Origin of the sequence: Streptomyces sp. NPDC059247 (assembly GCF_042754005.1) — a bacterium.
Lineage (GTDB): Bacteria > Actinomycetota > Actinomycetes > Streptomycetales > Streptomycetaceae > Streptomyces.
Map to the genome: position 1 here is coordinate 79,260 of NZ_JBHYZW010000002.1, position 24,430 is coordinate 103,689.

Sequence of the window (24,430 nt, forward strand, 5' to 3'; positions counted from 1 at the left end):
CTCCAGCACATCACATAACGCGCGCACTCCGTCACCGTTCGTCGCGAATTGACGAGAGTGGAACCCCTGACTCCGGGCGGAACGGCCGGAGAGGCGGCCGAAAATAGCCGTGAAACCAGGACAACAGCCATGAAATCGCACCGAGCCCTGTCCGAGAACCATCGGGTGACCCGCCCCGGGAACGGCCCGGTGGCCGGTCCTGGCTGGTTCAGACCAGTCGTACGGGCTTCTCCGGGCGCACTCCGGTACGGGCCAGCCAGAGCCGTAGCGGCTCGGGGTCCCCGTCCTCCACCAGAGCCAGGACCCGGGGGCCGAGATCGGCCGCGCGCTCGCCGCCCACGAGCAGGGAGGGCCCGTCGAGCCAGTCGAGTCCGGGTACCGCCTCGGCGGTGTCGACGGCCGCGCAGCAGACCATCGCGGTCACATGGTCGGCGAGCAGGTCACGGCCGCTCCGGGGCGGCTGGAGCGGGAACAGCGGCAGGGGCCCGTCGGGACCGCTGAAGACGACGGGCGGCGGCGGGAGGGCCCGATCGGCCTCGGAGTCGGACACGGAGCCCGCCGACCGGGCTCCGATGATGAAGTCCGTCCCGGACGCGGACCCGGCCCCGGGTGTGGACCCGGACGTCGGGGCGGCCCCGGACCCGGATGTGGACCCGGACGCCGGGGCGGCCCCGGTCGCGGACTTCGCTCCGGACCCGGACTTCGTCCCGGACTTATTCTTGCCCGACTCGGCCGCCTCGGCCGACTTCGCGGCCTTGGCCGTCAGGGACGCACCGGCGGCCACCCGTGCCTCCCTGACCGCTTCCTCCCGCGCGAGGAGACCGCTCAGCGCGGCGGCGAGGGCCTCGGCGGCGGGATTGACCGGCTCGTCGTCGAGTACGTCGAAGGCGTCGGGATCATCGGGGGAGCCGGGCCCGGCGGGGGTGCCGGGGACGACGGAGGCGCCGGGGACGCCCGGATCAGCGGGGGCGTCGGAAGCGGGACCGGGACCGGGACCCGCGAAGGCATCGGGCCCGGCGGGGGCGCCGACTTCGTCAGGACCGGCGGGTGAGCCGGGAGCGGTGGGGCCGCCGGGATCGATGGGGCGGCCGGGAGCGACCTCGGCGTCCACCGCCCGGTTCTCCGTCCAGCCTTCCGGACGGTCTTCCAGATGGCCTTCCGTCCAGCCTTCCGGACGGCCCGCCGTCAGATGGTCGATCACCCGGGCCAGGGTCGGGCCGTCGTCGGGCGCCGGGCCGCCGCCGGTCACACCGAGGCCGTCGAGGACCCGGTGCAGCCGGGCCGCGTCCGTACGCCACTTCCGGTCGACGACCTCCTCCGGATACTGGCTCCACTCCACCGGCGACCAGTCGGGACACGGCTCGGCCGGGCCGCCGTGGAAGAGCCGGGCGGCGAGCAGCGAGGTGGCCTCGTCGACCGCGCCGGGCTCCTCCAGGAGGTCACAGGCAGGGCGCTCGCCGAGCCGCGAGGAGAAGCCGTCCGCGAGCCGGTCCCGGCGGGACAGTTCGGTCAGCGCGGAGACCACACCCGCGTCGAGCCGGGCGGGCCAGCGGCCCATGCGCCAGGCGGGCAGCGCGACCCGGGTCAGGAGCCGGTCCCAGCCCGCGTACGCGAGACCGACCTGTTCCTGGGCGACGATCCGCACCCCGTAGTCCACGGCCTGGGCGCGCTCCGAGCCCGCGGCGGCTACCCCGCGCTCCATCTCGGCGGCGTGCGTCCGGCAGGCGCGGAGCAGGACCCGGGCGATCCGGGCGACCCCACGGGCGCCGAGCCGCCGGAACGGGTCGAGACCGGGCTCGTCCGGTACGGCGACGGCGGCGTCGAGCCCCCGGACGAAACGGCGGGCGGCGGCTATGTCGGGATGCGCGGCGGGGCCCGTACCGGCGACGACGGGGGCGAGGATCGCCCGCAGTTCGCCGACGCGCATCCACCACAGGAAGGGCGAGCCCATGACGAGGACGGGGGCGCTGCCGGAGCTCCGGCCACCGGCGCCGCCCGGGGCGCGCAGCGCGCGATGGGTGCGGTCCTCCAGCCAGCTGTCGCAGTCGGGGGTCAGGGCTATCGCGGAGGGCGCGGGGACGTCGAGCCGGTCGGCGAGGTCCCGGACGAGCCGGTAGAGGTCGGGGGCGGCGGTCTCGGAGAGCTCCACCGTGGGCGTGGCCGCCGGGCGGGCCCGGACGACGACGAGCGTGACGGCCGCGGCGACCACGAGGACGACGGCGGCGAGGACGTCGACCGCCCAGCGGGCCGCCTCCCAGCCGGGGCCCGTGAAGTGGCCCGCGGCACCGCCCGCGTGGAGCACGACGGCCACGGCGGCGGGCAGGACCGCGAGGCCCAGGGCCCTGCCGCGGACCCGGAGGACCGCGAGGGCCCGGGAGTGCGCGGCGCGCGCTCCCCACTCCTCGGCGACAACGGAACCGGTACCGGACACGCCGTACATCACCCCCTCCTGCCCACGTCGGGACTGCCTGTGGCGGTGTTGCTCACTCCCCCACTGTGGCACCCGGCACCGACATCGCAATGCCGGTGGGCCAAGTGCCGGAACGCCTTCGCCGCACCCTAGTTGGGGCTGTGGCGGACGTCATCCGGATGGCTCAACCGTCACTCGATGGAATGGCCTTGGGCAAAGGTGATGGCGTTCGGGAGGCCGTGCGGTGCAGTGTTGCTCCACCGCACGGCCGGGGCGCTCCCCCAAGGGGGATCAGGCCTCGGCGGCCTTCCGCGCGATGTCCGTGCGGTGCTGGGAGCCGTCAAGACGGATGCGGCCGACCGCCGCGTAGGCGCGCTCACGGGCCTGCGCCAGGTCCGTACCGGTGGCGGTGACCGAGAGGACCCGGCCGCCCGCGCTCAGCACCGCGTCGCCGTCCCGCTTCGTACCGGCGTGGAGGACGTACGCGAGCGGGGCGTCCTTCTCCGCGACCTCGGTCAGGCCCTCGATCGGGTCGCCGGTGCGCGGGGTGTCCGGGTAGTTGTGCGAGGCGACGACCACGGTGACGGCGGCCTCGTCGCTCCAGCTCAGCGGGGCCTGGTCGTCCAGGGTGCCGTTGGCCGAGTTCAGCAGGACGCCCGCCAGCGGGGTCTTCAGCCGGGCCAGGACGACCTGCGTCTCGGGGTCGCCGAAGCGCGCGTTGAACTCGATGACCCGCACCCCTCGGCCGGTGATCGCGAGGCCCGCGTACAGCAGGCCGGAGAACGGGGTGCCCCGGCGGCGCAGTTCGTCGACGGTCGGCTGGAGGACGGTCCCGAGGACCTCCTCGACCAGCTTCGGGTCGGCCCAGGGCAGCGGCGAGTAGGCGCCCATGCCGCCGGTGTTGGGGCCCTCGTCGCCGTCGAGCGCGCGCTTGAAGTCCTGCGCGGGCTGGAGCGGGAGGACGGTGACGCCGTCGGTGATCGCGAAGAGGGAGACCTCGGGCCCGTCCAGGAACTCCTCGATGACCACGCGGTCGCAGGCGAGCGCGTGCTCCCTGGCCCGTGCGAGGTCGTCGGTGACGACGACTCCCTTGCCCGCGGCCAGACCGTCGTCCTTGACCACGTACGGGGCGCCGAAGGCGTCGAGCGCCTCGTCGATCTCCTCGGGGGTCGTACAGACGTAGCTGCGGGCGGTGGGCACCCCGGCACCCGCCATGACGTCCTTGGCGAACGCCTTGGAGCCCTCCAGCCGCGCCGCTTCCCGCGACGGGCCGAAGACGGGGACACCGGCGGCGCGGACCGCGTCGGCGACCCCGGCGACGAGCGGCGCCTCGGGTCCGACGACGACGAGTTCCGCCCCCAGCCGGGTCGCGAGGCGCACGACGGCGTCGCCGTCGAGCTGGTCGACCGGGTGCAGCTCGGCGACCTCCGCGATTCCGGCGTTGCCGGGCGCGCAGTGCAGAGCGGTGACGTCGGGATCGAGGGAGAGAGAGCGGCACAGGGCGTGTTCGCGGGCGCCGCCGCCGATGACGAGGACCTTCACGCCTGCCAGGGTAGCCCCCGGCACGGGATGCCCTTTGTGCGGGCCACCGAGCGAGACGGTCCTACTGGTTCGGATATTCCTCCACAACGGTGGCGCCCAGCTCGCGCACGATCAGGTCGTGACCGGAGAGCGCCGAGTCGACGAGGTCGGGGTCGTCCTCCTCCGGCACGTCGTCCTCGGGCGCCACGGGCTGCGGCGCGGACGGCGCGTACGAGGGCGGGGCGGCGGGACCGGACGCCGGGGCCGACGGGGAGCCCGCACCCGGGAAGCCGCCGCCCCTCGGCGGGAAGGCGGGCGCGGACTGCTGCTGCTGTACGGGGGCGGGCGGGGCCTGCGGGAACGCCGGGGCGGGCGCCTGCGGACGGCCGCCGCCGAAACCGGTGGCGGCGGGCGGGGGCGAGGCGCCGCCCGAGGGATCGATGATCGCCTCGATCTTCCAGTTCACCTGGAACTGCTCGGCGAGGGCCTGCTTGAGGACTTCCTCGCTGCCGCTGGTGGCGAAGTTGTCACGGGCGCCCGCGTTGAGGAAGCCGAGCTGGAGGGTGGCGCCGTCGAAGCCCGCCACCTGCGCGTTCTGGCTGAGCAGGATCCACGTGAAACGGCGCCGGTTCTTGACGGCGTCGAGGATCTGCGGCCAGAGGTTCCGCACCTGTGCGGTGTCCCCGCCACCGGAAACGGCGGCCGGGGCGGGCGCCTGCGGCTGCTGTACGGGCGCGGGGGCGGGAGCCTGGGCGGGCGCGGGTGCCGCCGGGGCTCCCGCGCCGGGCCAGGCACCGGGGGCACCGCTGCCAGGGGTGGCGGCGCCGGGCCACGCGCCGGGCCGGGACGCGGCGGGCGCGGCCTGCGGGGGCTGTGCGGCCTGCTGCGGCGGCTGCGGCTGCTGTACAGGAGCGGGCCCGGCCGGGGCGGGTGCGGGGGCCGTCTGCGCGGGGGCGGTCGGGGGGAGCGGGGGCGGGGCCATCGGGGTGTGGGCCTCGGGCCCGGGGACGTATCCCATCGCGGGCGCGGGCGGCCCGGCGGTGAAGACCGGCGCGGGCGCGGCGGCGGGCGGGGCGGACGCCATCCCGCGCTCCAGGCGGTCGAGGCGCGCCTGGAACGACCGCTCGTCGTCGAAGGCGGCGGGCAGCAGCACGCGCGCGCAGATCAGTTCGAGCTGGAGCCGGGGCGAGGTGGCGCCCCGCATCTCGGTCAGCCCGCTGTTGACGAGGTCGGCGGCCCGGCTCAGCTCGGCGGCGCCGAACACGGACGCCTGGGCCTGCATCCGCTCGATCACATCGACCGGGGCGTCGATGAGGCTCTTCTCCGCGGCGTCCGGGACGGCGGCGAGGATCACCAGGTCGCGCAGCCGCTCCAGGAGGTCGGCGACGAAACGGCGGGGGTCGTTGCCGCCCTCGACGACCCGGTCCACGACCTCGAAGGCGGCGGCGCCGTCCCCGGCGGCGAACGCGTCCACGACCGCGTCGAGGAGCGAGCCGTCCGTGTAGCCGAGCAGGGAGGTCGCCATCGAGTACGTCACACCGTCGTCGGCGGCACCGGCGAGGAGCTGGTCCATGACGGACATCGAGTCGCGCACGGACCCGGCGCCGGCGCGCACCACGAGCGGCAGCACGCCCTCCGCGACCGGGATGCCCTCGCGCCCGCAGACCTCACCCAGGTACTCCCGCAGGGTGCCGGGGGGCACGAGCCGGAAGGGGTAGTGGTGGGTGCGGGAGCGGATGGTCCCGATGACCTTCTCGGGCTCGGTCGTGGCGAAGATGAACTTGAGGTGCTCCGGCGGCTCCTCGACCACCTTCAGGAGGGCGTTGAAGCCCGCCGGGGTGACCATGTGGGCCTCGTCGATGATGTAGATCTTGTACCGGCTGGAGGCGGGCCCGAAGAAGGCCTTCTCCCGCAGGTCACGGGCATCGTCGACACCACCGTGCGAGGCGGCGTCGATCTCGATGACATCGATCGAACCGGGCCCGTTGCGCGCGAGGTCCTGGCAGGACTGGCACTCCCCGCAGGGGGTCGGAGTGGGCCCCTGCTCACAGTTCAGACAGCGGGCCAGGATGCGCGCGCTGGTCGTCTTCCCGCACCCGCGGGGCCCGCTGAACAGGTACGCGTGATTGACCCGGTTGTTCCGCAGGGCCTGCTGCAACGGGTCGGTGACATGCTCCTGCCCGATGACCTCGGCGAAGGACTCGGGGCGATAGCGGCGGTAGAGCGCGAGAGACGACACGTGTACGAGGTTATAGGCGCACACCGACAACCCGGGAAAATCCGCCGCGGACGGACGCCGGGACCGGGCCGGAGCGGGACGGACACGTGGTCCGTACGGGGCCGGGGCCGGAACAGGTTCCGGAGCGGGACGGGACGGCGAGGCGGTACGGGCGGGGCACGGACCGCGCGGTCCGTGGGGCGCCGGGCGGCAGGCCCCTGGAGCACGAGGCGGGCCCGCGTGGGGCAGCGGGGCAGCGGGGCAGCGGGGCAGCGGGAGATGGTGGGGGGCGATCGGGGAACGCAAGCGCCCCCCACGCACCTGCCAGAGCCGACCTACCCTTGCTGCCTTCCGGCCCTGGGGGAGTTCAGTCAGATAGCACCGCGTGAGGGGCTCCGCTCAGCGTACCCGATCCCGGGGGCTCCCCGGTCCGACTCCCCCACCTGGAACACCTCGGGAACCCGGCCCCGGATCGAGTTCGCAAGCACCCTCCTCGGTCATGTAATGTTCGGACCGGAGGATTCGCCTAGTGGCCTAGGGCGCACGCTTGGAAAGCGTGTTGGGGGCAACCCCTCACGAGTTCGAATCTCGTATCCTCCGCCATTGCTCTCACCGGGCAATACGTCGAAGGGCCCCACCGCTTGCGGTGGGGCCCTTCGACGTTCCCTGGTCTCAGTTCTGGTCTCAGTTGCCTCCGGAGCCCTGGCTCGGGCTACCTCCCGTTCCGCAAGGCATGACACACGCCACAGAACATGGCCGCGTCACGCCCGTAGCGGCGCATCACCTGGCCACACTCGGAGCACGGCCCCAGCTCCCACGGTGGGCAGCCCAGGGCGGCAGAGGCGGCAGAGGCGGCAGAGGCGGCAGCCCGCTCGACGGGCGTGATCAGCAGGGGTTCCGGGACCTCTGCGGCGGCATCCTGGGCGGGGTGAAGCCGTCGGCTGACCAGTAGGAACACCACGGCCTTCGGGTCGCCGCCCTTTCACCAGCAAGGACATCCCAGGCTGATGGCAGTGACCCAGCAGGGGATCGAGAACCGTTTGGGGGACGCCGCCGACGAGCTGCGCGTGGCGATGACCGAAGCGCAATACGCCTCGGTCGTCTTCCCGCTGATGTTCTGGAAGTACCTGTCGGACACCTGGGAGCACCACCACCAGAAGTTCCTGGCCGAAAACGAGGGCCTGGACGACCTGTCCGCCGAGGAAGCGCACGAGATCGAATACCGCGACTACCAGTCGTTCGAGATCCCCTTCATCCACCCCGGCACCGTCCAGCAGCGTCATGCCTCCTGCTCGTCGGTCCTCGCCACCATCGCCCACCCCAGCCCCGACGACGACAACGCGCTCCCCGGCAGTCATGACCGTGGCCCGAGGCCGCTCAGGAAGGCAGAGCCGCGTCCAGGTACTCCTGCACCGGCTCGAACAGTCCGTACGGCACGTACTCCGGGATCTCGCCATGGGCGACCCAGGCCAGTTCGGCCAGTTCCTCGGTGTCCGCGACGTGGGCCGTGCCGACGAGTGCCTCGCAGGCGGTGTACGACATGAGCCGACCCGTCTTCGGGTGTACGCGCTCACCGAGCAGCTTGACGGCCTTCACGGTCAGCCCGGTCTCCTCCTGGGTCTCCCGCACGGCGGCGTCCTCGCGGGCCTCGCCGGGCTCGACCTCGCCGGCCGGGAACTGCCAGGAGAGCTGTCCCTCGCTGACCCGGCGGCGCACCATCAGCACGCGTCCCTCGTTCACGACGATGGCGGCGGCGATGCCCGGGCGCTCGTCCGTGTTCTGGTTCGTCACGTCTGCTCCTCCAGGGCGGCCAGGATGGGTGGGAAGATCGTATCGACGGGGATGAAGCGGGGCACCGAGTTTCTGGGGACCCACATGACGTCGATGTTCTCGGCCGTGTCGCTGTTCGTGGCCTCGCCCGCCAGGTACTCGCACAGGAAGTACTCGCACAGCACGCCGGTTACGGGGTGAAGCCGGTTCCCGAGGTGCTGCCGGACCGCGCAATGGACACCCGTCTCGTCCAAGGTCTCCCGCACGGTGGTGGTCTCCGCCTTGCCTCCTGGCTTGATGACCCCGGCCGGGAACTGCCACGTGATTCCAGCAGCGTCGTCGTCCCGTCGGCACACCAGGAGGACATCGCTGTCGCGGACGACCACCGCGATGGCCACGCGCAGCGCCTGCGCGCCCGGCGGTGTCGAGTCGGCTGGGGCCCGTTCCTTCGCCAGCAGGAGCGCGAAGCGCTGTCGAGCAGTCTCCGGAGCCTGCTCGTGGGCTGTGTCGAGGAGCTGCTGCATCTCCCTGCGAGGCACGAGGGTCGCGTCGGAGTGCCAGGTGGCCACCGTCCTCACGGCGATGCCGAGGTGGGCGGCGAACTGTTCGTTGCCGAGCCGTAGGGCGGACTGCAGCAGGCAGGCGTACCGGCCGCTCCAGCGCTCGATCACGTCCACAAGACTGCCCCCCTCGTCGCCGCCCCGGTGCAGGAATTCGCGCGCCGAAAGTGCACTCCCACTGCACTGGCACTTCATGGTCACGCGGGAAGAGCCCCGGAAGAATCGGAGTCACCAGGGCCAAGGAATCACCCGTCGAAGGCTCGGTCCCTGGAAAGCGTATTGAGAGGCGCGAGAGCGCCAGACGACCACAGGGAGATTCTAGATGCGTACCCCCAGCGGATAGCGGAGACAGAGAAGTTGGCCGAATCGGGCCTCTCGGTCAGCTGATCGGCCGCATCCTGGCCGGCATTCGCCCGTCTGGGGCATTGCCCGCACGCCCGAACCGCCCCGCCAGCGCCGGTAACCTCAGCAGATGACGGCTGATCGTCCGTCATGTTCGGTTGCTAGCAAGGCGAAAGGGAATCAATGGCCGAGGTTCAGGCACACACTGTCGAGCGCACGCTCGTCCTGCTCAAGCCCGATGCGCTGGCGCGTGGCCTGGCAGGAAGGGTCATCACTCGATTCGAGGATGCCGCGCTGAAGATCGTCGGCACGAAGATGAAGTGGATGGACGAGGAGTTCACCCGCAAGCACTATTTCGATCTTGAAGAGCGGCTGGGTTCGGAGGTCTACAACCTCACGGCGACATTCATGCAGCAGGGGCCGGTTATCGCCCTGGTGCTGGAGGGCTTCGACGCCATCGCCACGGTTCGCAAGATCGTCGGCAGCACGTACCCGAACCAGGCTCCGGCCGGAACGGTACGAGGTGACTTCTCGCACTACAGCGCGGCGGCCAGCATCGCCTCGGGCAAGGCGGTCGCGAACCTCGTGCACGCCTCCGGCAACGCGGAGGAGGCCAAGCAGGAGGTGGAGCTGTGGTTCGACAAGGACGAGCTGCAGGACTACAAGACGCTGGCCGAGATCTACACGTACTAACGGCGGGTCACGGCGTCACCGCAGGGACGCCGGGGCGTTGATCACCAATGGGGCACGACCGTTTGAACCGAGAGGGCACCATGACCAACCAGACCCGCCTGGCCTCCACCGACGAGCTGGAGTCGATCTTCCAGCGTGAGCTGGCGACCGACCGGTGGGCGGCCACCGAGACCGCGTACGCCCTGGCTCTGCGCCACCGCGACCTGGGCGACTGGCCCGCGTCGCAGGAGTGGGCCCAGCAGTGCCTGCGTCTGCTGGAGGGCTTCCCCAGCGAGACGGAGGAGCAGGTCGCCACCGGTCGTACGTCGGTGGGAGGCGTCCAGCTGCCGACGTACCTGCACTCGGGTGTGGTCAAGGAGCGCTTCGGCACCCTCAGCTGAGACCCACCGATCCACCGGGGTGATGCGGTCGGCACCCGCATCGGCCGCATCACCCCGCGCTCGACCACCAACCCCCATAGCGATCGCCCGACCGGACGGCCCCCCACACGGCAGGGTCCGGCTGGCTTCGCCATGCCTGAAACGAGGAGGCAGCAGCCCCGTGGCCGTCGAGATCGAGATGCGCGCCCGCTTCACCAAGGAGGTCCACGACCAGCTCGTCACCCGCCTGAAGGCGGACGGGAAGGACCTGGGCCCCGACGACAAGCACATCTACTTCTACGTGCTCCCCGACCAGCTCCTGAAGGTCACCGACAACACCGTCGTCGGCACCGCCAAGATCACCCTCAAGGGGAGCAAGATCGGGCAGGGTGCGGCCTTTGCGGAGACCGAGTTCGCCATCGCCCCCGCCGACGTCCCCGCCGCGGTGAAGGTGTTCAACGCCCTCGGATTCGAGACGGCGATGCACGAGGCGTTCAACTTCCGCCACAACTTCCGCTTCGACGGGGTCGAGATCGCGGTCAAGTGGAGCGAGGCGTGGGGCTACCACGCCGAGTTCGAGGTGCTGCTGGAGGACGACGCCTCGGACGCGGCCCGCGCCGAGGCGGAAGCCAAGATCACGGACGTCGCCACGGCGCTCGGCGTGACCCTGATGACGGAGCAGGAGCTGGCCGACTTCACCGCTGCCTTCGAGGCCGCCGAGAAGGACCGCAAGGAGCACGAGCAGCAGGCCGCGCCGATCCGGTAGGGAACACCACCGCGGAGACCACCAAGGGGGTGGGCACGAATGAGCACGACCCCGTTGACCGCAAGTCTGATCGACCTGGCTGCCCGAGGGCAGCTCCCGCTCCACCAGCACATGGACCACGCCACCATCGCGTGGATCAGCGACCACAGGCCCGACCTCCCGCCGGCACCGCAGCCGGCCTTGCGCCCGCGGTCGAAGGAGCTGCTCGCGCACGGCGGACTGCCCACCCGGTGGTGGGCCGACCCCCGCCTGTACACCTCGCTCCACGGCGTCCGCCACGCTATGAGGACGGCGGCGCTCGCCGCCGTCCTCGCCGAGACGAACGGCCTCGACGACGCCGACACCGCCACGGCGATCCTCGCCGCCGCCGTACACGACTGCCAGCGGCGCCACGACCAGGACGACTGCGGACATGGCGCCCGCGCGGCCATCTGGCTCGCCGCGAACGCCGACACCGTCTGGGGCCACTTCGGCCTCGCCACCGCACCCCGGCGGATCGTGCAGGCGGCCACCGCCGTCCGCCTGCACGACGTCCCGTACGAGGCGTTCACCGCCGACGACAAGTCCGACCACGCTCGGGCCGAGCGCATCACCGACGTGGTCAAGGCCGCCGATGCCCTGGACCGCTACCGCCTGCCGAAGCTGAAGTGGTGGCCGGACTCCCGGTACGTCCGCGAGCCCGCCTTCGACCAGCTGCGCGGCCTCGCCTTCGATCTGGTCCTGATCTCGGAGCGGGCCTACCTCGCCGGGGCCAGCGGCACTGCGGCCGTCCGCTACGCGCTCGCCGAGAAGGGCCTGGTCTGACCATGGACTTCCTCGACGCCTACCGCCTGTGGGCCGACGCCCACGCCTTCTTCGACTCCACCCTCATCCCCAGCCCCTCCGACCACACCGACCCGCTCGCCACCCAGACGGCGGGCTGGGAACGACGGCTCGCCGAGGAGACCCCGAACGGCCACCTGCTTCGGCAGAACGCCCTCTTCGAGGCCCTGAGCGGAAACGGCAAACTGCACCTGCTGCACGTCACCCACGCCCTGGAGGAGATCAGCCGACAGGGAGTGCTCTACCCGTCGGGCGGCTGCCTCGTCGGAAGCATCTACTGCGCGCCGCTCACCGCGACCGACCAGGGCTTCCGTATGCACAACCTCGGCGCCTACGTCCTGACCAAGGAGGCGCCGACCTTCCTGGCCAAGCTCGGCGTCACCGATCGCGCACCCACCCCGCTGATCTTCGAGATCGACACCCCGCAGCAGGCATACCGCGGACTCGCCGGAGTGGACTACCTGCGGCTGGGACTCATCCACCTGCAGATCTACAGCCACCTCGAATACCTGCTGAGCAAGAGCGAGCGGTACCAGCTGCGCGAGACAGTCGTCGGCCGCGTCAAGAACTCGGCCTCATTCCTCTCCACCGCGGCGACCGTGGCCTACCAGGGCACCCGTGTCGACGCCGAGCCGTACCTCCGGCTGCTCGACGAGACGATCCCCCGCCTGCCGATCCTCGGCTACCTGTACTTCGAAGCGGTCGCCGAGTACCTGATGCTCCACTCGGCCTCGCACCACACCCGGCGCCTGGCCGAGCTCGGCGAGCTGAACAACTGGCTCTACAAGGAGATGCTGTTCGTCTCCTTCCCCGCCATGGCCGGCAAGTTCGACCTCGCGAGGTTCCGTCCCCGCCCGAAGCAGCTGGCCGCACTCATCCACCGAGTCGATCCGACCATCGACACCAGCCACGCGAGCGCGTACCTGGTCGAGCGGATCAGCTACCTCGTCGCCGCCCGCCTCTTCGCGCCCGGCGACGCCCCGGAAGCCTGGCACCACACGCGCTGGGAGTTCGACTCCCTGGCCACCCAGCTCGGACCGCTGCTCGGCCACCTCATCCACCGGGAACTGCGCACCTTCGGCCGCTACCCCGACTTCTACTTCTACTTCGACCAGCACAAGGCGCTGCAAGCCTGGAACTACTGGAACCACATGGACATCGTCGCCCCGTTCAACGGCACGATGCCCAAGGGCGAGATCGGCATCAACCCGGCCTACCCCGACCTCGACTACCGCGTCTGGCGCGCCGAGCAGGACGGCGCCGGCCACCTCCACCCGGCCGAGGAGCTCTCGCTGACCATCGCCCCGCGCCTGGTGGACATCAAGTACACCCTCATGCGCAACAACCAGTGGACCGCCCCCGCGCCCAGCGCCGCCTGATCACCGCCGCCGCCATCCGCGGCCCACCCACCCCGAGCAACCTCACACGCAGGAGATCCGTGATAAGTCCCTCCGCCATGCCCTCCGTCGACCTCCTTGGCGAACAGATCGCCTCCGTCCTCGCCGACCTCGCCACCACCCACGGCCTCGCCCGCACCCTCCGGGCCGCCGCCAAGGAGATCGAGCTCCACCGCCACCACCACGCCAGCCGGCGCGCCTGGCCCAACGGCCGCATCGACGACAAGCCCGCCAGGGTCCAGATCGGCGGCGGAGCCCACCGCATCGACGGCTTCTTCAACATCGACCTCGTCCCGCCGGCCGATCTCCTCTGGGACATCCGCGAGGGCATCCCCCTCCGGGACGACAGCACCGACGAGATCTTCTCCGAGCACTTCCTGGAGCACATCGACTACCCGCGCTCGGCCAAGCATTACGTCCGCGAGGCCCACCGCGTCCTCGCGCCGGGCGGCCGGATCATCACCGGCGTTCCCGACGCCGCCTTCGCCCTGAGCCAGTACCCCGGTCCCCTGGACACCTCCGACGAGACGATCGAGCGCTGGTACGCCAAGCGCGACTGCCGCGGCGACATCAACACACGGCTCGACCTCGTCAACCTCGTCTTCCGCGACCAGGACGACGACCCCACGTACACCCCGCACCTGTGGGCCTACGACCACGAGAAGCTCGTCCAGCTCTTCACCGAGGCCGGCTTCACCACCGTCGAGCCCTGGACGTTCGACCCCACCATGGCCAACCCGAAGCGCCGCTGGGGCAGCGTCTACGTCGTCGCCACGAAGTAGCGCCTCAAGCAGCCCGCGAGGCCGAGACACCCCGTCCCTAGCCGCCCCGGACTCGCGGGCCTCCACCCACGCCAAAGCGCCGCACCCGCCCGGCCACGCCGCCGAGGGAGCCACCTACATGAACCAGGTCCCACCACCCATCAGCGAGCTGACCCTCACCGTCACCCCCAACGCCGTCGGTTGGGCCCGCCGCCACACCGTCGACATCCTCAAGCGCTGGCACTTCCCCGACGAGGGCATCGAAGTCGCCCGGCTTCTCGTATCGGAGCTGGCTACCAACGCGATCCGGCACGCACGCCCCACGAAGACGTCTGAAGCGGCCACTCATTCCGTCGGCATCGGCACGATCGTGCTCCCGCTCTGGACCACCGATGGCGGCATCATCCTCGCGGTCAGTGACCCCGACCCGCGACCGCTGGCGCTTCGCGCCAGTGACGCCAGCGCCACCGGGGGCCGCGGACTCGTCCTCATCCAGACCATGGCCAACCGCTGGGGCTACTCCCCCACAGGGCCGCACCCCGGGAAGGTCGTCTGGGCAGAGGTTCCCGATCATCCCAGCAGCGCCCTGGGTGAGCCAGGCTGCGGCGGCCAGCAGGCCGCTCCGATGCTCATCGGACGAGTCCTGACCGGCCTGCGCGAGCTGTAGTCGAGCCGATTAATTCGGAAGTCGGGCGCACGAGCAGCGCCACTGCCTATCTCTGACCGAGCGGAAACCCTCAGTCAGGCACGGAAGATTTCGGTCGGAATTTCAGTTGCTGCACCGAACACCGCGGTGCGGGATAGGCATTGAGTAAGGGATGCCGTTCAAAGGACCGGCACCACGAAGTCCCAGGGGGTACGCATGGCCCACGAGCTGAGCGATTTTCGAGCCTGGCTCATGCGTCACTTCGAAAGCAGCGAAGATGAGCGCCCCAAACTCGGCTTTCAACACGTTCTCCTCCTCCGGAACATCGAGGGGCTCATCCCCATCGCAAGTCCCTATGCCCCCGCGTAGTTCACCAACGCCTCACTGGCAGTACGAAACTCCGTGCGAGCCGAGTACCGTCGATCTGGCCACCGCGGGCCCGTGACCAGCTACAGGATCAGGCTGCCGGTCTGGAGACGACCCAGCTTCGTAGTCTCAGTTCTGGTCTCATTCGCCGCCGTCCGGCTCCGTCCGAACAGGGCCATCCCGAACGCTCCGCACCAGTTCAGGACGGGTGCACCCCCCTCCGGCCCCCCGTACGAAAATTTGGAAAGCGTGTTGGGGGCAACCCCTCACGAGTTCGAATCTCGTATCCTCCGCCATTGCTCTCACCGGGCAATACGTCGAAGGGCCCCACCGCTTGCGGTGGGGCCCTTCGACGTTGTCGGGTCCAAGGTTCGGAGGGTGTTCGGCCGTCGGTCCTCGGCGCTCGGCGCACGAGGGGTGTCGGTCATACCGGGCAGGGGCGGTACTCCAGGCTGAGCGCGCGGTCCACGGCCTGGCTCGTCCGCTTCGACGCGTCGATCACCTGCCGCCAGGAGCCGTACTTGGCGTAGAGCTGGTCGGCGGTCGGGCCGAGCGGATTGCCGTACTTCGCGATGTTCCGGGCCTCCAGGACGCGGACCTCCTCGGGGCTCATGCCCGCGCGGGTGATCTCCTTCGCCTCGTTCCGCATGTCGACCAGTTCGCGCGCGATCTCCTCGTCCGTGGCACCCGCCTCGCGCATGGCCGCCTCCGTGCGGTGCATCTCCTCCAGGAGCCCGTGGTAGCTCATCCGCGTCCGCTGCGCCTCGACCTTCTCGTCCATCGGCAGGACGCGGATACGGCACACGACGGGGTCGGCACTGGGACAGGGCTCGTCGGCGGGTACGGGCCGGTCGAGCGGCGCCGTGATGATCGAACCGCACGACTCGACGGCACCGGCGACGGTGGTCCCGGCGGTGCCGAGCAGCGCGACGGCGGCGACGAGGGGGACGAGGGCACGGCCGAGGAGGGAGGAAGAACGCATGGGGGCCACCCTGACGACCCCGCCCCCGCCCCTCACGCAGGCGCACCGGCGATCACTCCTACGGGGAGTGAAAGGGGCGCGTTCACCGGGAGAGGGGCGCGTTCACCGGTTCGGGGGGTGCTGAGGGGGAGGGACGTTCCTGCGCCATCCGGTGTGTAGTGATGTCGATACTTTCTGTGATGACCAGTCGGCACACGAGCCAAACAGGGGTTATCGATGAGGAAGTTCGCTACGGCAGTGGTGGCCGGGGGGCTGTTCTTCGGGGGGATGGGGGTGGCGGTGGCGAGTTCGGAGCACCGCTTGACGATGCAGACGCCTGGCGTCTCGTTCGTCGGCAAGTACCAGTGGCAGCCCACCGACAAGGCCCCCAGCGGGCTGCGGGTGAGGGGCGATCTGTACGACAAGATCCCCGACGACGGCCACAACGTCTACCTCCGCGTCAAGATCGAGAACTACGCGTGGGGGAAGGTCAAGGGCGTGCAGAGGAAGGCCGTCAAGATCGACAAGGTCTTCTACGACGGCGCGGTCCTGAAGACCAAGGAAGTGCGGATGCAGGTGTGCCTCGACCGTGGGTCCCTGCAGCCCGACAGCTGCTCCGAGGAGCGGCTGTTCGCCCGGCGGTAGACGAGAGCCAGGGGCTGCCGACCCGTGGCAGCCCCTCCTGCAGAAAGTGCGCGATCACGATGGACGTCATTCTCCGCGCCGAGGGCGTGGATCTCTTCTACGGCACCGAACAGGCCGTCAGCGGTGCCGAGTTCACGCTCGAGCGCGGTGAGGTGGCCGCCGTCATGGGCAGCAGCGGGTCGGGGAAGTCGTCGCTGCTGTACTGCCTCGCCGGTGTCCTCCCCCCGTCCGCCGGGACCGTCACCTTCGACGGGATCCGGCTCGCCTCCCTCCCCGACGGGGAGTTGAGCGCCCTGCGCCGTACCCGCCTCGGATTCGTCTTCCAGTACGGCGAACTCCTCCCGGAGCTGACCGTCGAGGAGAACGCGGCGCTCCCCCTCCGGCTCGCCGGGATCAGCAAGGCGCACGCCCACGTCATGGCCGCCCATGTGCTGGGGCGGCTCGGCATGAGCGATCTCCTCCGGCGCAGGACCTCCCAGCTCTCGGGGGGCCAGAGCCAGCGCGTCGCCGTCGCCAGGGCCCTGGTCCACCGGCCGGACGTGGTGTTCGCGGACGAGCCGACGGGATCGCTGGACAGCGTCAACGCGGAGACCGTCCTGAAGGAGTTCCTCTGGCTGGCCCGACGGCAGAAGACGGCCGTCGTCATCGTCACCCACGACGCCGAGGTCGCCGCCCGGGCCGACACCCGGTACACGATGTCGGACGGCGTGCTGGCCCAGCGGGTGGCGGTGTGAACCCGTTCGTCCTGGGGATCCGCCTGCTGTGGAGGAGCGGTCGCAGGGGGAGGATCCGCTTCCTGCTGATGGCGTCCGGTTCCGCCCTGGGGGTGGCCTGTCTGGCGGCCGTCCTCACCATCCCCACCATCCTCGCCGCGCACGACGGGCGCACGGCGAGCCGCGCGGTGTACCCGGGCGACAACAGGAACGTCGTCTACCAGGAGTACCTGGACCCGTACGGCTCCCAGCCGCTCCGCCGTGTCTTCCTCGGCCGTACGGGCTCCGGCCCCGCGCCCGTTCCGCCGGGGATCACCCGACTTCCCCGGACGGGCGAGGCCCTCGTGTCGCCGAAGCTGGCCGAGGTCCTGGCCGCCAACCCCCGGGCCGCCGGGCTCGTACCGGGGCGGGTGACCGGCACCATCGCGCCGGCCGGACTGGGCGGCCCCGACGACCTCTACGCCTACATCGGCGCCGATCCCGCCGCCCTGCCGGAGGGCAGGGCCCTCGGCCACTTCGGCGCCGACGGCGTGCGGGACGAACTGGTCGACCCCTCCACCCTCGACATCCTGCGCTTCACCCTCGGCTGCGTCGTGCTGCTGCCCCTCGTCATCTTCCTCTCCGTCTGCGCCCGGCTCTCCGGTGAGTCCCGGGCCCGGCGGCTCGCCGCCCTGCGGCTCGTCGGGCTCAGCGCGAAGGACACCCTCCGCGTCAACGCCGGGGAGAGCGTGGCCGCCGCCTCCGCCGGGGCCGTGATCGGGATCGTGGGGTACCTCGGGGCCAACGAGCTGATGGCGCGGATCGGGCTTCCGGGGCTGCGCTGGTATCCGGCGGACGGACGGCCCGAGGTGACGACCCTCGTCGTGTGCCTGCTGGGATGTCCCGCGCTCGCCTGGGTCGTCGGGCAGTACGGCGCCCGCCGGGCCGCCTCCTCCCCGATCAGCGTGCGGAGGACCGGTGAGCGCCGGGCGCCCCGGAAGCTCGGGACGCTGCTGCTCGTTCCCGGGCTCGGGATCATCTGCGGGTACTGCGTGCTCAGCCTGATGGGGCGGGATCCCTCGGGAGGCCCGGCCAGCGCGGTCCTCGTGCCCGGCGCCGTACTGCTGACCGGTGCCGGGCTCGTGTTCGGTCTGGCGCCGGTCACGGCGTGGCTCGCGCGGCGGGTGGCCGGGACGACGAAGTCGTTGCCGGTGGCACTGGCGATGCGACGGACCGAGGTCGATCCGGGGTCGTCCCTGCGGGTGGTCACCGGGCTGGTCCTGCTGGTGTTCGGGGCGTCCCTGACACAGGGGGTGCTCGTCGAGCTGGACCAGGTGAGCCGGCAGACCGCTCCCCTCCAGGAGTACAGCGTCGGCCTGGGCGACCTCGACACCGCCCAGCGGCAGGACCTCGGGAAGGTGCCGGGGGTACGGACGCAGGTGGCCGCGTACGACTCCTGGGATCCGCTCGACGGCAGCGACGTACCCCACGCGCACATCGTCGTCGCCACCTGCGCGCAGCTCACCGCCTCGACGGAGCGGGCGACCGGCTGTGTCGACGGCAAGGTCATGCAACTGCGTGACGAACGGAGCACCTTCGCGTACGACCCGAAAGCGGGCGAGCGCTATCCCTTCGCCCTGGAGCACGGCCGGAAGGCCGTGTTCACCGTGCCGAACGAGCGGATCGACGTACGGCCCTGGGACCTGTCCGTCTTCTCCTCCGGCGCCCTCCTCGTCCCCCCCGCCCTCCTCCCGACCGATCTCGACGACTCCGCGGGCACTCTGACGCTCGTCAGCGCCGCCGACCCCGCCACCGTCCGTTCGGTGCTCGACGGGATCGGGGCCGTGGCTCCCACCGCTGACGTGCAGCCCGTGGGGATCGTCATCGACTCGCTCGCGCAGCTCGCCGTGATCCGGAGCCTGCTCGGTGTGGGGATGGTGCTCGGGCTGGTCATCGGGGTGGCCGCGTTCGTCGTGTCCGTGGCCGACCGGGCCATGGAGCGGCGGGGGCAGGTGGCCGCGCTCGTCCTGCTGGGGGCGCGGGCCCGGACCTTGCGGGTGGTGCAGGTGGTGCAGGTGCTGCTGCCGCTCGTCGTGGGGCTCGGGGGCGCCCTCGTCGCCGGGTGGCTCGCCGAGTCCAGCTATCTGATCACCGGGGGCGGTGCCGTGCACTGGGACTGGGACGGGCTTCCGCCGCTGCTCGGCTGCGCCCTCGGCGTACTGCTCGCCGCCGCCCTCGCCTCCCTGCCGATGGTGCGGCGGCACGTCGATCCCGAGCACATCCGACGGGACTGACACCCGTACGGCCACGGGTCCGCCCCCGCCCACGCCGACGCGACGGCACTCTGCGGCTCGTGCGGCGGCACCGCTCGCCCAGCCGAGACCAGACCGGCTCGGGGCCGCCGCTCGTTCCGGCCGTCTTCGTCCGGCCTCGGGTCCTCACTCGGCCGAACCGCCAGGACAGAACTAACTCACCTGTTCCACACGGGGGTTGGGGGCCATCCGGGAGGCCCGTACCACCGAGGCGGCGGAGGTCGTCGCCGCTGCCCTCGGCCAGTTCCGGACCCTGCCGCCGCCGAACTGGGCGTCCCCCACCCCCGTACGGAAGTCGCCGATCGGCTCCCCGGCTCGTGTTCCACACTCACCCCCTAGGGAACTCCCCGGACTTGATGGATCATGGAAGGATGACGAATTCCTCCGGTTCCCCCTGGTCAGAGCGGCATGTCAGCAGGGGCGGGATACGGCTGTCCGTACGCGACTGGGGTGGCTCCGGCACCGATGTCCTCCTGCTCCATGGGCTCGCCGGGCACTCCGGCGAATGGGACGCCACCGCACGGCTGCTGCGCGACTCCGGGTACCGGGTCGTCGCCCTCGACCAGCGCGGGCACGGCGCCAGCGAGCGCCGCCCCGAGGACGTCTCCCGGGCCGCGTACGTCTCCGACGCCGTCGCCGTCGCCGAGGAACTCGGCCTCGACCGGCCGGTGTTGATGGGTCAGTCGCTCGGCGGGAGCACCGCCCTGCTCACCGCCGCCGCCCATCCCGCCCTGCCCCGGGCCCTCATCCTCGTCGAGGCGGGGCCCGGGGGCGCGCACCCCGGCGCCCAGGAGCAGATCGCGGGCTGGCTGGCCGCCTGGCCGGTGCCGTTCCCCTCGCGGGAGGTGGCCGCCGCCTATCTGGGCGGCGGGAAGGACCCCGTAGGGGACGGCTGGGCGGGCGGCCTCGAAGAGCGCGCCGACGGGCTGCACCCCCGGTTCGACCCCGAGGTCATGGTGCGCTCCCTCGACGAGAACGTCCGCCGGGCCTTCTGGGACGAGTGGGCGGCCGTCGCCTGCCCCGTCCTCGCCGTCCTCGGGCAGGGCGAACAGGGCGGGATCGTCGGGGGCGACGAGTACGCGGAGATGGTCCGGCTCCGGCCCGCGCTGCACGGCGTCAGCCTGCCCGGCGCCGGGCACGACGTCCACCTCGAACGTCCGGACCTCCTGCACCGGCTGGTCCTCGGCTTCCTGCGGGACGTCTCCTGACATCCGGGGCCGATGGGCTGTCGGCACCCGGCACCTGACACCTGGGGGCCGTGGCGCCCGAGCACCGGGAAGGACGGCGAGGACCCCGGCATCCGGACCCCGGACCCCGCACTCCCGTACCGCTCCGGGCCGCTCCCGTACCGCTCGGCTTCCTTCCGCTGCCGCCCCTCGCCCTCGCCCCTTGCGCTGGAGCGCACTCCACTTCCTAGAGTGCCGCCATGCGCTATCGCACACTCGGCGGGACCGGGATCGACGTCAGTACCTACTGCCTCGGCACCATGATGTTCGGCGCCATCGGCAATCCTGATCACCAGGACTCCGTACGGATCATCCATGCCGCCCTCGACCGGGGCGTCAACTTCGTGGACACCGCCGACATGTACTCGGCCGGCGAGTCCGAGGAGATCGTCGGCAAGGCGCTGCGCGATCCGCACCGCCGCGCCGCGACCGTCCTCGCCACCAAGGTGTACTTCCCCGTCGGCGAGGAGGGGCCCAACCGGGGCGGCTCCTCCCGCCTCTGGATCACCCGGGCCGTCGAGAACAGCCTCAAGCGGCTCGGCACCGACTGGATCGACCTGTACCAGGTCCACCGGCCCGACCCCCGTACGGACATCGAGGAGACCCTCGGGGTCCTCGGCGACCTCGTCGCCCAGGGGAAGATCCGGGCCTTCGGCTGCTCGGCCTTCCCCGCCGAGGACATCGTCGAGGCGCACGCCGTCGCCGAGCGGCGCGGGCTGCGCCGCTTCCGCACCGAGCAGCCCCCGTACTCGCTGCTCGCGCGGGGCGTCGAGGCGTCCGTCCTGCCGGTCGCGCGGCGGTACGGCATGGGCGTCCTGACCTGGTCCCCGCTGGCCTCCGGCTTCCTCACCGGCACGTACCGCAAGGGGCGGCCGGTCGATCTCGGCAGCGGGCGGCCCGCGCTCACCCCGCACCGCTTCGACCCGGCGGCCCCGGGCAACGCGGCCAAGCTCGACGCCGTCGAGGAGTTCGTCGCCCTCGCGGACGAGATCGGCTGCTCGCTGCCCGGACTCGCCCTCGCCTTCGCCGCCGCGCACCCGGCCGTGACCTCCGTGATCATCGGGCCGCGCACCGGGGAGCAGCTGGAGGGGCTCCTGGAGGGGGCTCCGCTGGTCCTGACGGACGAGGTCCTGGACCGGATCGACGCGATCGTGCCGCCGGGGACGAACCTCTACCAGCCGGACGGCGTCTGGCGCCCCCCGGCCCTCACCGAACCGGCGCTGCGGCGCAGGCCGTTGGCGGAGCGGGCGGCGGGCTGAGCCGTGGGCCCCGCGCGGCCCGGCCGGGTTCCGGGAGACTGTCGGTGCGCTGCGCCATCCTGGGACGCATGGGTGAGACGAGGACGATCGGCACGGCGGAACGCAGGGCGCGGCTCGGGGCGCGGCACCTGCTGACGGAGGGCGCGCGGGCGGGCTCGGCGGAGGAGGTCGCGGACGCGCTCGTGGCGCTGCACGGGACGGACCCGGCGAGCGTGTTCCTCGCGGTGGGGGCCAGGCTGGCCGGGACGGTCGGCCCGGTGGCGGACGTGGAGCGGGCGCTGTACGAGGACCGGTCGCTGGTGCGGATGCACGGGATGCGGCACACGGTCTTCGTCTTCCCGGCCGCGCTCACGCCCGCCGTGCAGGCCTCGACGACCCGGCCCGCCGCCGTCCGCGAACGCACCGCGCTGGTCAAGCACTTGGTGGCGGGCAGCTCCTTCGACGCGGCCTGGCTGGCGGCCACCGAGGACCTCGTCCTCGCCGAACTGGCGCGGCGCGGGGAAGCCACGGGCGCCGAACTGGGCGATGCCGTGCCGGAGTTGAGATCGACGTATCTGTACGGCCTCGGCACCCGGCAGGAGGGCGTGCAGTCGGTGTCGAGCCGGGTGCTCCGGGTGCTCGGGATGGAGGGGCGGATCGTACGGGGCAGGCCGCAGGGGTCGTGGACGTCGAGCCGTTTCCGCTGGGCGCTCGGCGCTCCGCATCCGGAGCGGGCGCCCGCCGAGGCGCGGGCGGAGCTGCTCCGGCCCTGGCTGGCGGCGTGCGGTCCGGCCACGGAGGCGGATCTGAAGTGGTGGACGGGGTGGAAGGTGACGGAGGTGCGGGAGGCGCTGGCCGCCGTCGGGGCGGTGCGGGTGCGCCTGGAGCCGACGGAGGGTGAGGGCGGGACGGCGGGCGAGGGCGGGACCGGGTTCGTGCTGCCGGACGACCTCGCGCCCGTACCGGAGGGGGAGCCGTGGGCGGCGCTGCTGCCGACGCTGGATCCGACGGTGATGGGCTGGCAGGGCCGTGACTGGTATCTGGCCCCGGAGTTCCGCCCGGCGCTGTACGACCGCAGCGGCAACATCGGGCCGACGGTGTGGTGGAACGGCCGGATCGTCGGCGGCTGGGCGCAGCGCCCGGACGGCACGGTCGTCCACCGGCTCCTGACGGACGTGGGCGCGGAGGCGGAGCGGGCGATCGGCGCGGAGGCGGAGCGGCTGGCGGCCTGGGTGGGGGACGTCCGGGTGACCCCGCGCTTCCGCGCTCCCCTGGAACGCGAGCTGAGCGCGGGCTGAGAGCGGGCTGAGCCGGGGCGGCGGCGCCCTTCGGCGAGCGGCTCGGTGGCGCCCGTACGGACTCACGGTCGTACGGCCCCACGGTCGTACCGGACTCGGGGTCGTACCGGACCCACGGTCGTACGGACTCGCGGTCGGGTCTGCGGACGTACGGGCCTCCGGACGTGCGGGCCTGTGGACGCGCGGCTCCCTGGTGTGGGCGCGGGTCGGCTCAGTGGCGTACGTACAGACCGGGGACGCCCAGGGCGGCGAGGCCGTCGAGGACGAGGTCGACGCCGACGGCGGCGAGGAGCAGGCCCAGGAGGCGGGCGAGGAGTTCGATCGTGGCGTGGTGGGTGCGGCGCAGCACACGGGTGAGCAGCAGGACGCAGATCAGGTCGAGGGCGATGACGGAGACGTACGCGCCGACGACGGTGGAACGCCAGCTGAAGGAGTCGCGGGCGGCGCCCTCGATGAGGACGGCGGTCAGGGCGAGGGGGCTGACGACGTACGGCACGAGCAGCTCGCGCACGCCGCTGGCCAGGTCGGGGCCGTCCTGGTGGGTGGGGGCGGAGCCGATGTGGAGGCCGAGGACGAGCCCCACGGCGTAGATGAAGAAGATGACGCCGCCCGCGATCTGGAGTGCGGGTGTGCTGATGTGGAAGAGGTCGAGCAGCCAGGGGCTGGCGAGTCCGGTGAGCAGTCCGACGAGGACGGCGGCGCCGGAGGAGATCAGGGCGATGGTGCGGAGCTGCCGGACGGGATGCACCTGGGCGAGCCCCGCGAAGGAGAGGAGGACCTTCGGCGGGCCGACGACGGAGAAGAAGGTGATGAAGGCGGCGGAGTAGGTGAAGGTGTTCACACCGGAATCATGGTGCGGCCGGGTGATTTCTCCGGTTTCGACGCATTTTCCCGCGCGGTGTCGAGAACGGCCCGGCGGTTCCGGCCGTTCCGCGAGAAGCGGTGGAGGCCGCACGGAACGCGGAACGCGGAGGACGTCATGAAGTACCTGGTGATGGTGCAGGGCTCGGCGGTCGACCACGAGGCGATGGCGGGCCGTCCGGGACCGGGCGGCCCCACGTGGACCCGGCAGGACCTGGACGCCGTGTTCGCGCACATGGGCGCGTTGAACGAGGAGCTGCGGGCCTCGGGCGAGCTGCTGGACGCGCGGGGCCTCACCTCCCCGGCCGCGACCCGTCTCGTGACGGTGGACGACGGGGGCGCGCCGGTCGTCACGGACGGCCCGTACGCGGAGACCGAGGAGGTCGTCGCCGGTTTCTGGCTCCTGGAGTGCGCGTCCCTGGACCGCGTCACGGAGATCGCGGCCCGCGCCGCCGCCTGCCCCCGGCCGCCCGGAGCTCCGGAACATCCGGTGGTGATCCGCCGCGTCGACGAGGTGGGACCCCGGCAGGACTGAGTCCCGCCACGGGGGAAGGCGGAAGGCCGCC

At 71.9% G+C, this 24,430-nt stretch carries 21 protein-coding genes, 1 tRNA gene, 1 other RNA gene and 1 pseudogene; 16 read left to right on the forward strand and 8 right to left on the reverse strand.

Annotation, left to right across the window (positions count from 1 at the left end):
- Positions 1–208: 208 nt before the first annotated feature.
- From ACFXGN_RS04235 to ffs, 4 genes are all read right to left on the reverse strand, one after another.
- Positions 209–2,440, reverse strand: coding sequence for a hypothetical protein (locus ACFXGN_RS04235; protein ID WP_384853260.1), 2,232 nt, complete (start codon positions 2,438–2,440; stop codon positions 209–211).
- A gap of 261 nt (positions 2,441–2,701) precedes the next feature.
- Positions 2,702–3,952 carry a phosphoribosylamine--glycine ligase gene (gene purD / locus ACFXGN_RS04240; RefSeq protein WP_384853262.1) on the reverse strand — a complete coding sequence of 417 codons (1,251 nt, stop codon included), beginning with the start codon at positions 3,950–3,952 and terminating at the stop codon, positions 2,702–2,704.
- Positions 3,953–4,013: 61 nt separating this feature from the next.
- On the reverse strand, positions 4,014–6,170 hold the full coding sequence (locus ACFXGN_RS04245) for a DNA polymerase III subunit gamma and tau (RefSeq protein WP_384853265.1): 2,157 nt from the start codon (positions 6,168–6,170) through the stop codon (positions 4,014–4,016).
- 278 nt (positions 6,171–6,448) lie between these two features.
- Positions 6,449–6,547: signal recognition particle sRNA small type (gene ffs / locus ACFXGN_RS04250), an RNA gene on the reverse strand.
- A 117-nt stretch (positions 6,548–6,664) separates the two neighbouring features.
- On the opposite strand from ffs, the gene ACFXGN_RS04255 reads away from it, so the two are divergent.
- A tRNA-Ser gene (locus ACFXGN_RS04255) sits at positions 6,665–6,752 on the forward strand.
- Between the two features lie 404 nt (positions 6,753–7,156).
- Positions 7,157–7,384 (forward strand): annotated as a pseudogene (locus tag ACFXGN_RS04260) (type I restriction-modification system subunit M N-terminal domain-containing protein); the annotation flags it as partial.
- Positions 7,385–7,526: 142 nt separating this feature from the next.
- On the opposite strand, the gene ACFXGN_RS04265 reads toward ACFXGN_RS04260, so the two are convergent.
- On the reverse strand, positions 7,527–7,940 hold the full coding sequence (locus ACFXGN_RS04265) for an NUDIX hydrolase (RefSeq protein ID WP_384853268.1): 414 nt from the start codon (positions 7,938–7,940) through the stop codon (positions 7,527–7,529).
- The gene (locus tag ACFXGN_RS04270) at positions 7,937–8,596 is read right to left on the reverse strand and encodes an NUDIX hydrolase (RefSeq protein ID WP_384853271.1); all 660 of its coding nucleotides are present in this window, start codon (positions 8,594–8,596) and stop codon (positions 7,937–7,939) included. Before ACFXGN_RS04270 ends, ACFXGN_RS04265 begins: the two co-directional genes overlap by 4 nt.
- Before the next feature lie 408 nt (positions 8,597–9,004).
- On the opposite strand from ACFXGN_RS04270, the gene ACFXGN_RS04275 reads away from it, so the two are divergent.
- The 7 genes from ACFXGN_RS04275 to ACFXGN_RS04305 all read left to right on the forward strand — a co-directional run bounded on the left by ACFXGN_RS04275 (position 9,005) and on the right by ACFXGN_RS04305 (position 14,286).
- On the forward strand, positions 9,005–9,514 hold the full coding sequence (locus ACFXGN_RS04275) for a nucleoside-diphosphate kinase (protein ID WP_360797927.1): 510 nt from the start codon (positions 9,005–9,007) through the stop codon (positions 9,512–9,514).
- 80 nt (positions 9,515–9,594) lie between these two features.
- Positions 9,595–9,894 (forward strand): hypothetical protein, encoded by a 300-nt coding sequence (locus ACFXGN_RS04280; protein ID WP_384853274.1) that lies wholly within the window; start codon positions 9,595–9,597, stop codon positions 9,892–9,894.
- A 160-nt stretch (positions 9,895–10,054) separates the two neighbouring features.
- Complete coding sequence (locus ACFXGN_RS04285; protein ID WP_384853276.1) at positions 10,055–10,639, forward strand: hypothetical protein; 585 nt, start codon at positions 10,055–10,057, stop codon at positions 10,637–10,639.
- 39 nt (positions 10,640–10,678) lie between these two features.
- Complete coding sequence (locus tag ACFXGN_RS04290) at positions 10,679–11,443, forward strand: hypothetical protein (protein ID WP_384853279.1); 765 nt, start codon at positions 10,679–10,681, stop codon at positions 11,441–11,443.
- Between the two features lie 2 nt (positions 11,444–11,445).
- On the forward strand, positions 11,446–12,840 hold the full coding sequence (locus ACFXGN_RS04295; RefSeq protein ID WP_384853282.1) for a hypothetical protein: 1,395 nt from the start codon (positions 11,446–11,448) through the stop codon (positions 12,838–12,840).
- A 62-nt stretch (positions 12,841–12,902) separates the two neighbouring features.
- Positions 12,903–13,640: a class I SAM-dependent methyltransferase gene (locus ACFXGN_RS04300; RefSeq protein ID WP_384854475.1), complete on the forward strand. Its 738-nt coding sequence runs from the start codon at positions 12,903–12,905 to the stop codon at positions 13,638–13,640.
- Positions 13,641–13,758: 118 nt separating this feature from the next.
- Entirely contained in the window at positions 13,759–14,286 is a 528-nt protein-coding gene (locus ACFXGN_RS04305) for an ATP-binding protein (RefSeq protein ID WP_384853285.1), read from the forward strand.
- A 769-nt stretch (positions 14,287–15,055) separates the two neighbouring features.
- Here the strand turns inward: ACFXGN_RS04305 and ACFXGN_RS04310 are convergent.
- Positions 15,056–15,613: a hypothetical protein gene (locus tag ACFXGN_RS04310; protein WP_384853288.1), complete on the reverse strand. Its 558-nt coding sequence runs from the start codon at positions 15,611–15,613 to the stop codon at positions 15,056–15,058.
- A 216-nt stretch (positions 15,614–15,829) separates the two neighbouring features.
- Here ACFXGN_RS04310 and ACFXGN_RS04315 point away from each other — a divergent pair, with 216 nt between their 5' ends.
- The 6 genes from ACFXGN_RS04315 to ACFXGN_RS04340 all read left to right on the forward strand — a co-directional run bounded on the left by ACFXGN_RS04315 (position 15,830) and on the right by ACFXGN_RS04340 (position 23,003).
- The gene (locus ACFXGN_RS04315; RefSeq protein WP_384853290.1) at positions 15,830–16,237 is read left to right on the forward strand and encodes a hypothetical protein; all 408 of its coding nucleotides are present in this window, start codon (positions 15,830–15,832) and stop codon (positions 16,235–16,237) included.
- A 59-nt stretch (positions 16,238–16,296) separates the two neighbouring features.
- On the forward strand, positions 16,297–16,971 hold the full coding sequence (locus ACFXGN_RS04320; protein ID WP_384853293.1) for an ABC transporter ATP-binding protein: 675 nt from the start codon (positions 16,297–16,299) through the stop codon (positions 16,969–16,971).
- Between the two features lie 68 nt (positions 16,972–17,039).
- Positions 17,040–19,223 (forward strand): FtsX-like permease family protein, encoded by a 2,184-nt coding sequence (locus ACFXGN_RS04325; protein ID WP_384853295.1) that lies wholly within the window; start codon positions 17,040–17,042, stop codon positions 19,221–19,223.
- 389 nt (positions 19,224–19,612) lie between these two features.
- The gene (locus tag ACFXGN_RS04330; protein ID WP_384853298.1) at positions 19,613–20,449 is read left to right on the forward strand and encodes an alpha/beta fold hydrolase; all 837 of its coding nucleotides are present in this window, start codon (positions 19,613–19,615) and stop codon (positions 20,447–20,449) included.
- A gap of 218 nt (positions 20,450–20,667) precedes the next feature.
- Positions 20,668–21,726 carry an aldo/keto reductase gene (locus tag ACFXGN_RS04335; protein ID WP_384853301.1) on the forward strand — a complete coding sequence of 353 codons (1,059 nt, stop codon included), beginning with the start codon at positions 20,668–20,670 and terminating at the stop codon, positions 21,724–21,726.
- 68 nt (positions 21,727–21,794) lie between these two features.
- Entirely contained in the window at positions 21,795–23,003 is a 1,209-nt protein-coding gene (locus ACFXGN_RS04340; RefSeq protein WP_384853304.1) for a winged helix DNA-binding domain-containing protein, read from the forward strand.
- A 211-nt stretch (positions 23,004–23,214) separates the two neighbouring features.
- Here ACFXGN_RS04340 and ACFXGN_RS04345 read toward each other — a convergent pair whose 3' ends face one another.
- The gene (locus ACFXGN_RS04345) at positions 23,215–23,844 is read right to left on the reverse strand and encodes a MarC family protein (RefSeq protein WP_366445401.1); all 630 of its coding nucleotides are present in this window, start codon (positions 23,842–23,844) and stop codon (positions 23,215–23,217) included.
- 138 nt (positions 23,845–23,982) lie between these two features.
- Between ACFXGN_RS04345 and ACFXGN_RS04350 the strand changes: the two genes are divergently transcribed.
- Positions 23,983–24,399 carry a YciI family protein gene (locus ACFXGN_RS04350; RefSeq protein WP_384853307.1) on the forward strand — a complete coding sequence of 139 codons (417 nt, stop codon included), beginning with the start codon at positions 23,983–23,985 and terminating at the stop codon, positions 24,397–24,399.
- Positions 24,400–24,430: the final 31 nt, after the last annotated feature.

Coding starts and splice junctions, on each gene's coding strand:
- ACFXGN_RS04335 (WP_384853301.1), top strand. CDS start 20,668: ATGCGCTATCGCACACTCGGCGGGACCGGGATCGACGTCAGTACCTAC.
- ACFXGN_RS04275 (WP_360797927.1), top strand. CDS start 9,005: ATGGCCGAGGTTCAGGCACACACTGTCGAGCGCACGCTCGTCCTGCTC.
- ACFXGN_RS04235 (WP_384853260.1), bottom strand. CDS start 2,440: ATGTACGGCGTGTCCGGTACCGGTTCCGTTGTCGCCGAGGAGTGGGGA.
- ACFXGN_RS04320 (WP_384853293.1), top strand. CDS start 16,297: ATGGACGTCATTCTCCGCGCCGAGGGCGTGGATCTCTTCTACGGCACC.
- ACFXGN_RS04290 (WP_384853279.1), top strand. CDS start 10,679: ATGAGCACGACCCCGTTGACCGCAAGTCTGATCGACCTGGCTGCCCGA.
- ACFXGN_RS04280 (WP_384853274.1), top strand. CDS start 9,595: ATGACCAACCAGACCCGCCTGGCCTCCACCGACGAGCTGGAGTCGATC.
- ACFXGN_RS04315 (WP_384853290.1), top strand. CDS start 15,830: ATGAGGAAGTTCGCTACGGCAGTGGTGGCCGGGGGGCTGTTCTTCGGG.
- ACFXGN_RS04310 (WP_384853288.1), bottom strand. CDS start 15,613: ATGCGTTCTTCCTCCCTCCTCGGCCGTGCCCTCGTCCCCCTCGTCGCC.
- ACFXGN_RS04330 (WP_384853298.1), top strand. CDS start 19,613: ATGACGAATTCCTCCGGTTCCCCCTGGTCAGAGCGGCATGTCAGCAGG.
- ACFXGN_RS04295 (WP_384853282.1), top strand. CDS start 11,446: ATGGACTTCCTCGACGCCTACCGCCTGTGGGCCGACGCCCACGCCTTC.
- ACFXGN_RS04350 (WP_384853307.1), top strand. CDS start 23,983: ATGAAGTACCTGGTGATGGTGCAGGGCTCGGCGGTCGACCACGAGGCG.
- ACFXGN_RS04340 (WP_384853304.1), top strand. CDS start 21,795: ATGGGTGAGACGAGGACGATCGGCACGGCGGAACGCAGGGCGCGGCTC.
- ACFXGN_RS04325 (WP_384853295.1), top strand. CDS start 17,040: ATGGCGTCCGGTTCCGCCCTGGGGGTGGCCTGTCTGGCGGCCGTCCTC.
- ACFXGN_RS04305 (WP_384853285.1), top strand. CDS start 13,759: ATGAACCAGGTCCCACCACCCATCAGCGAGCTGACCCTCACCGTCACC.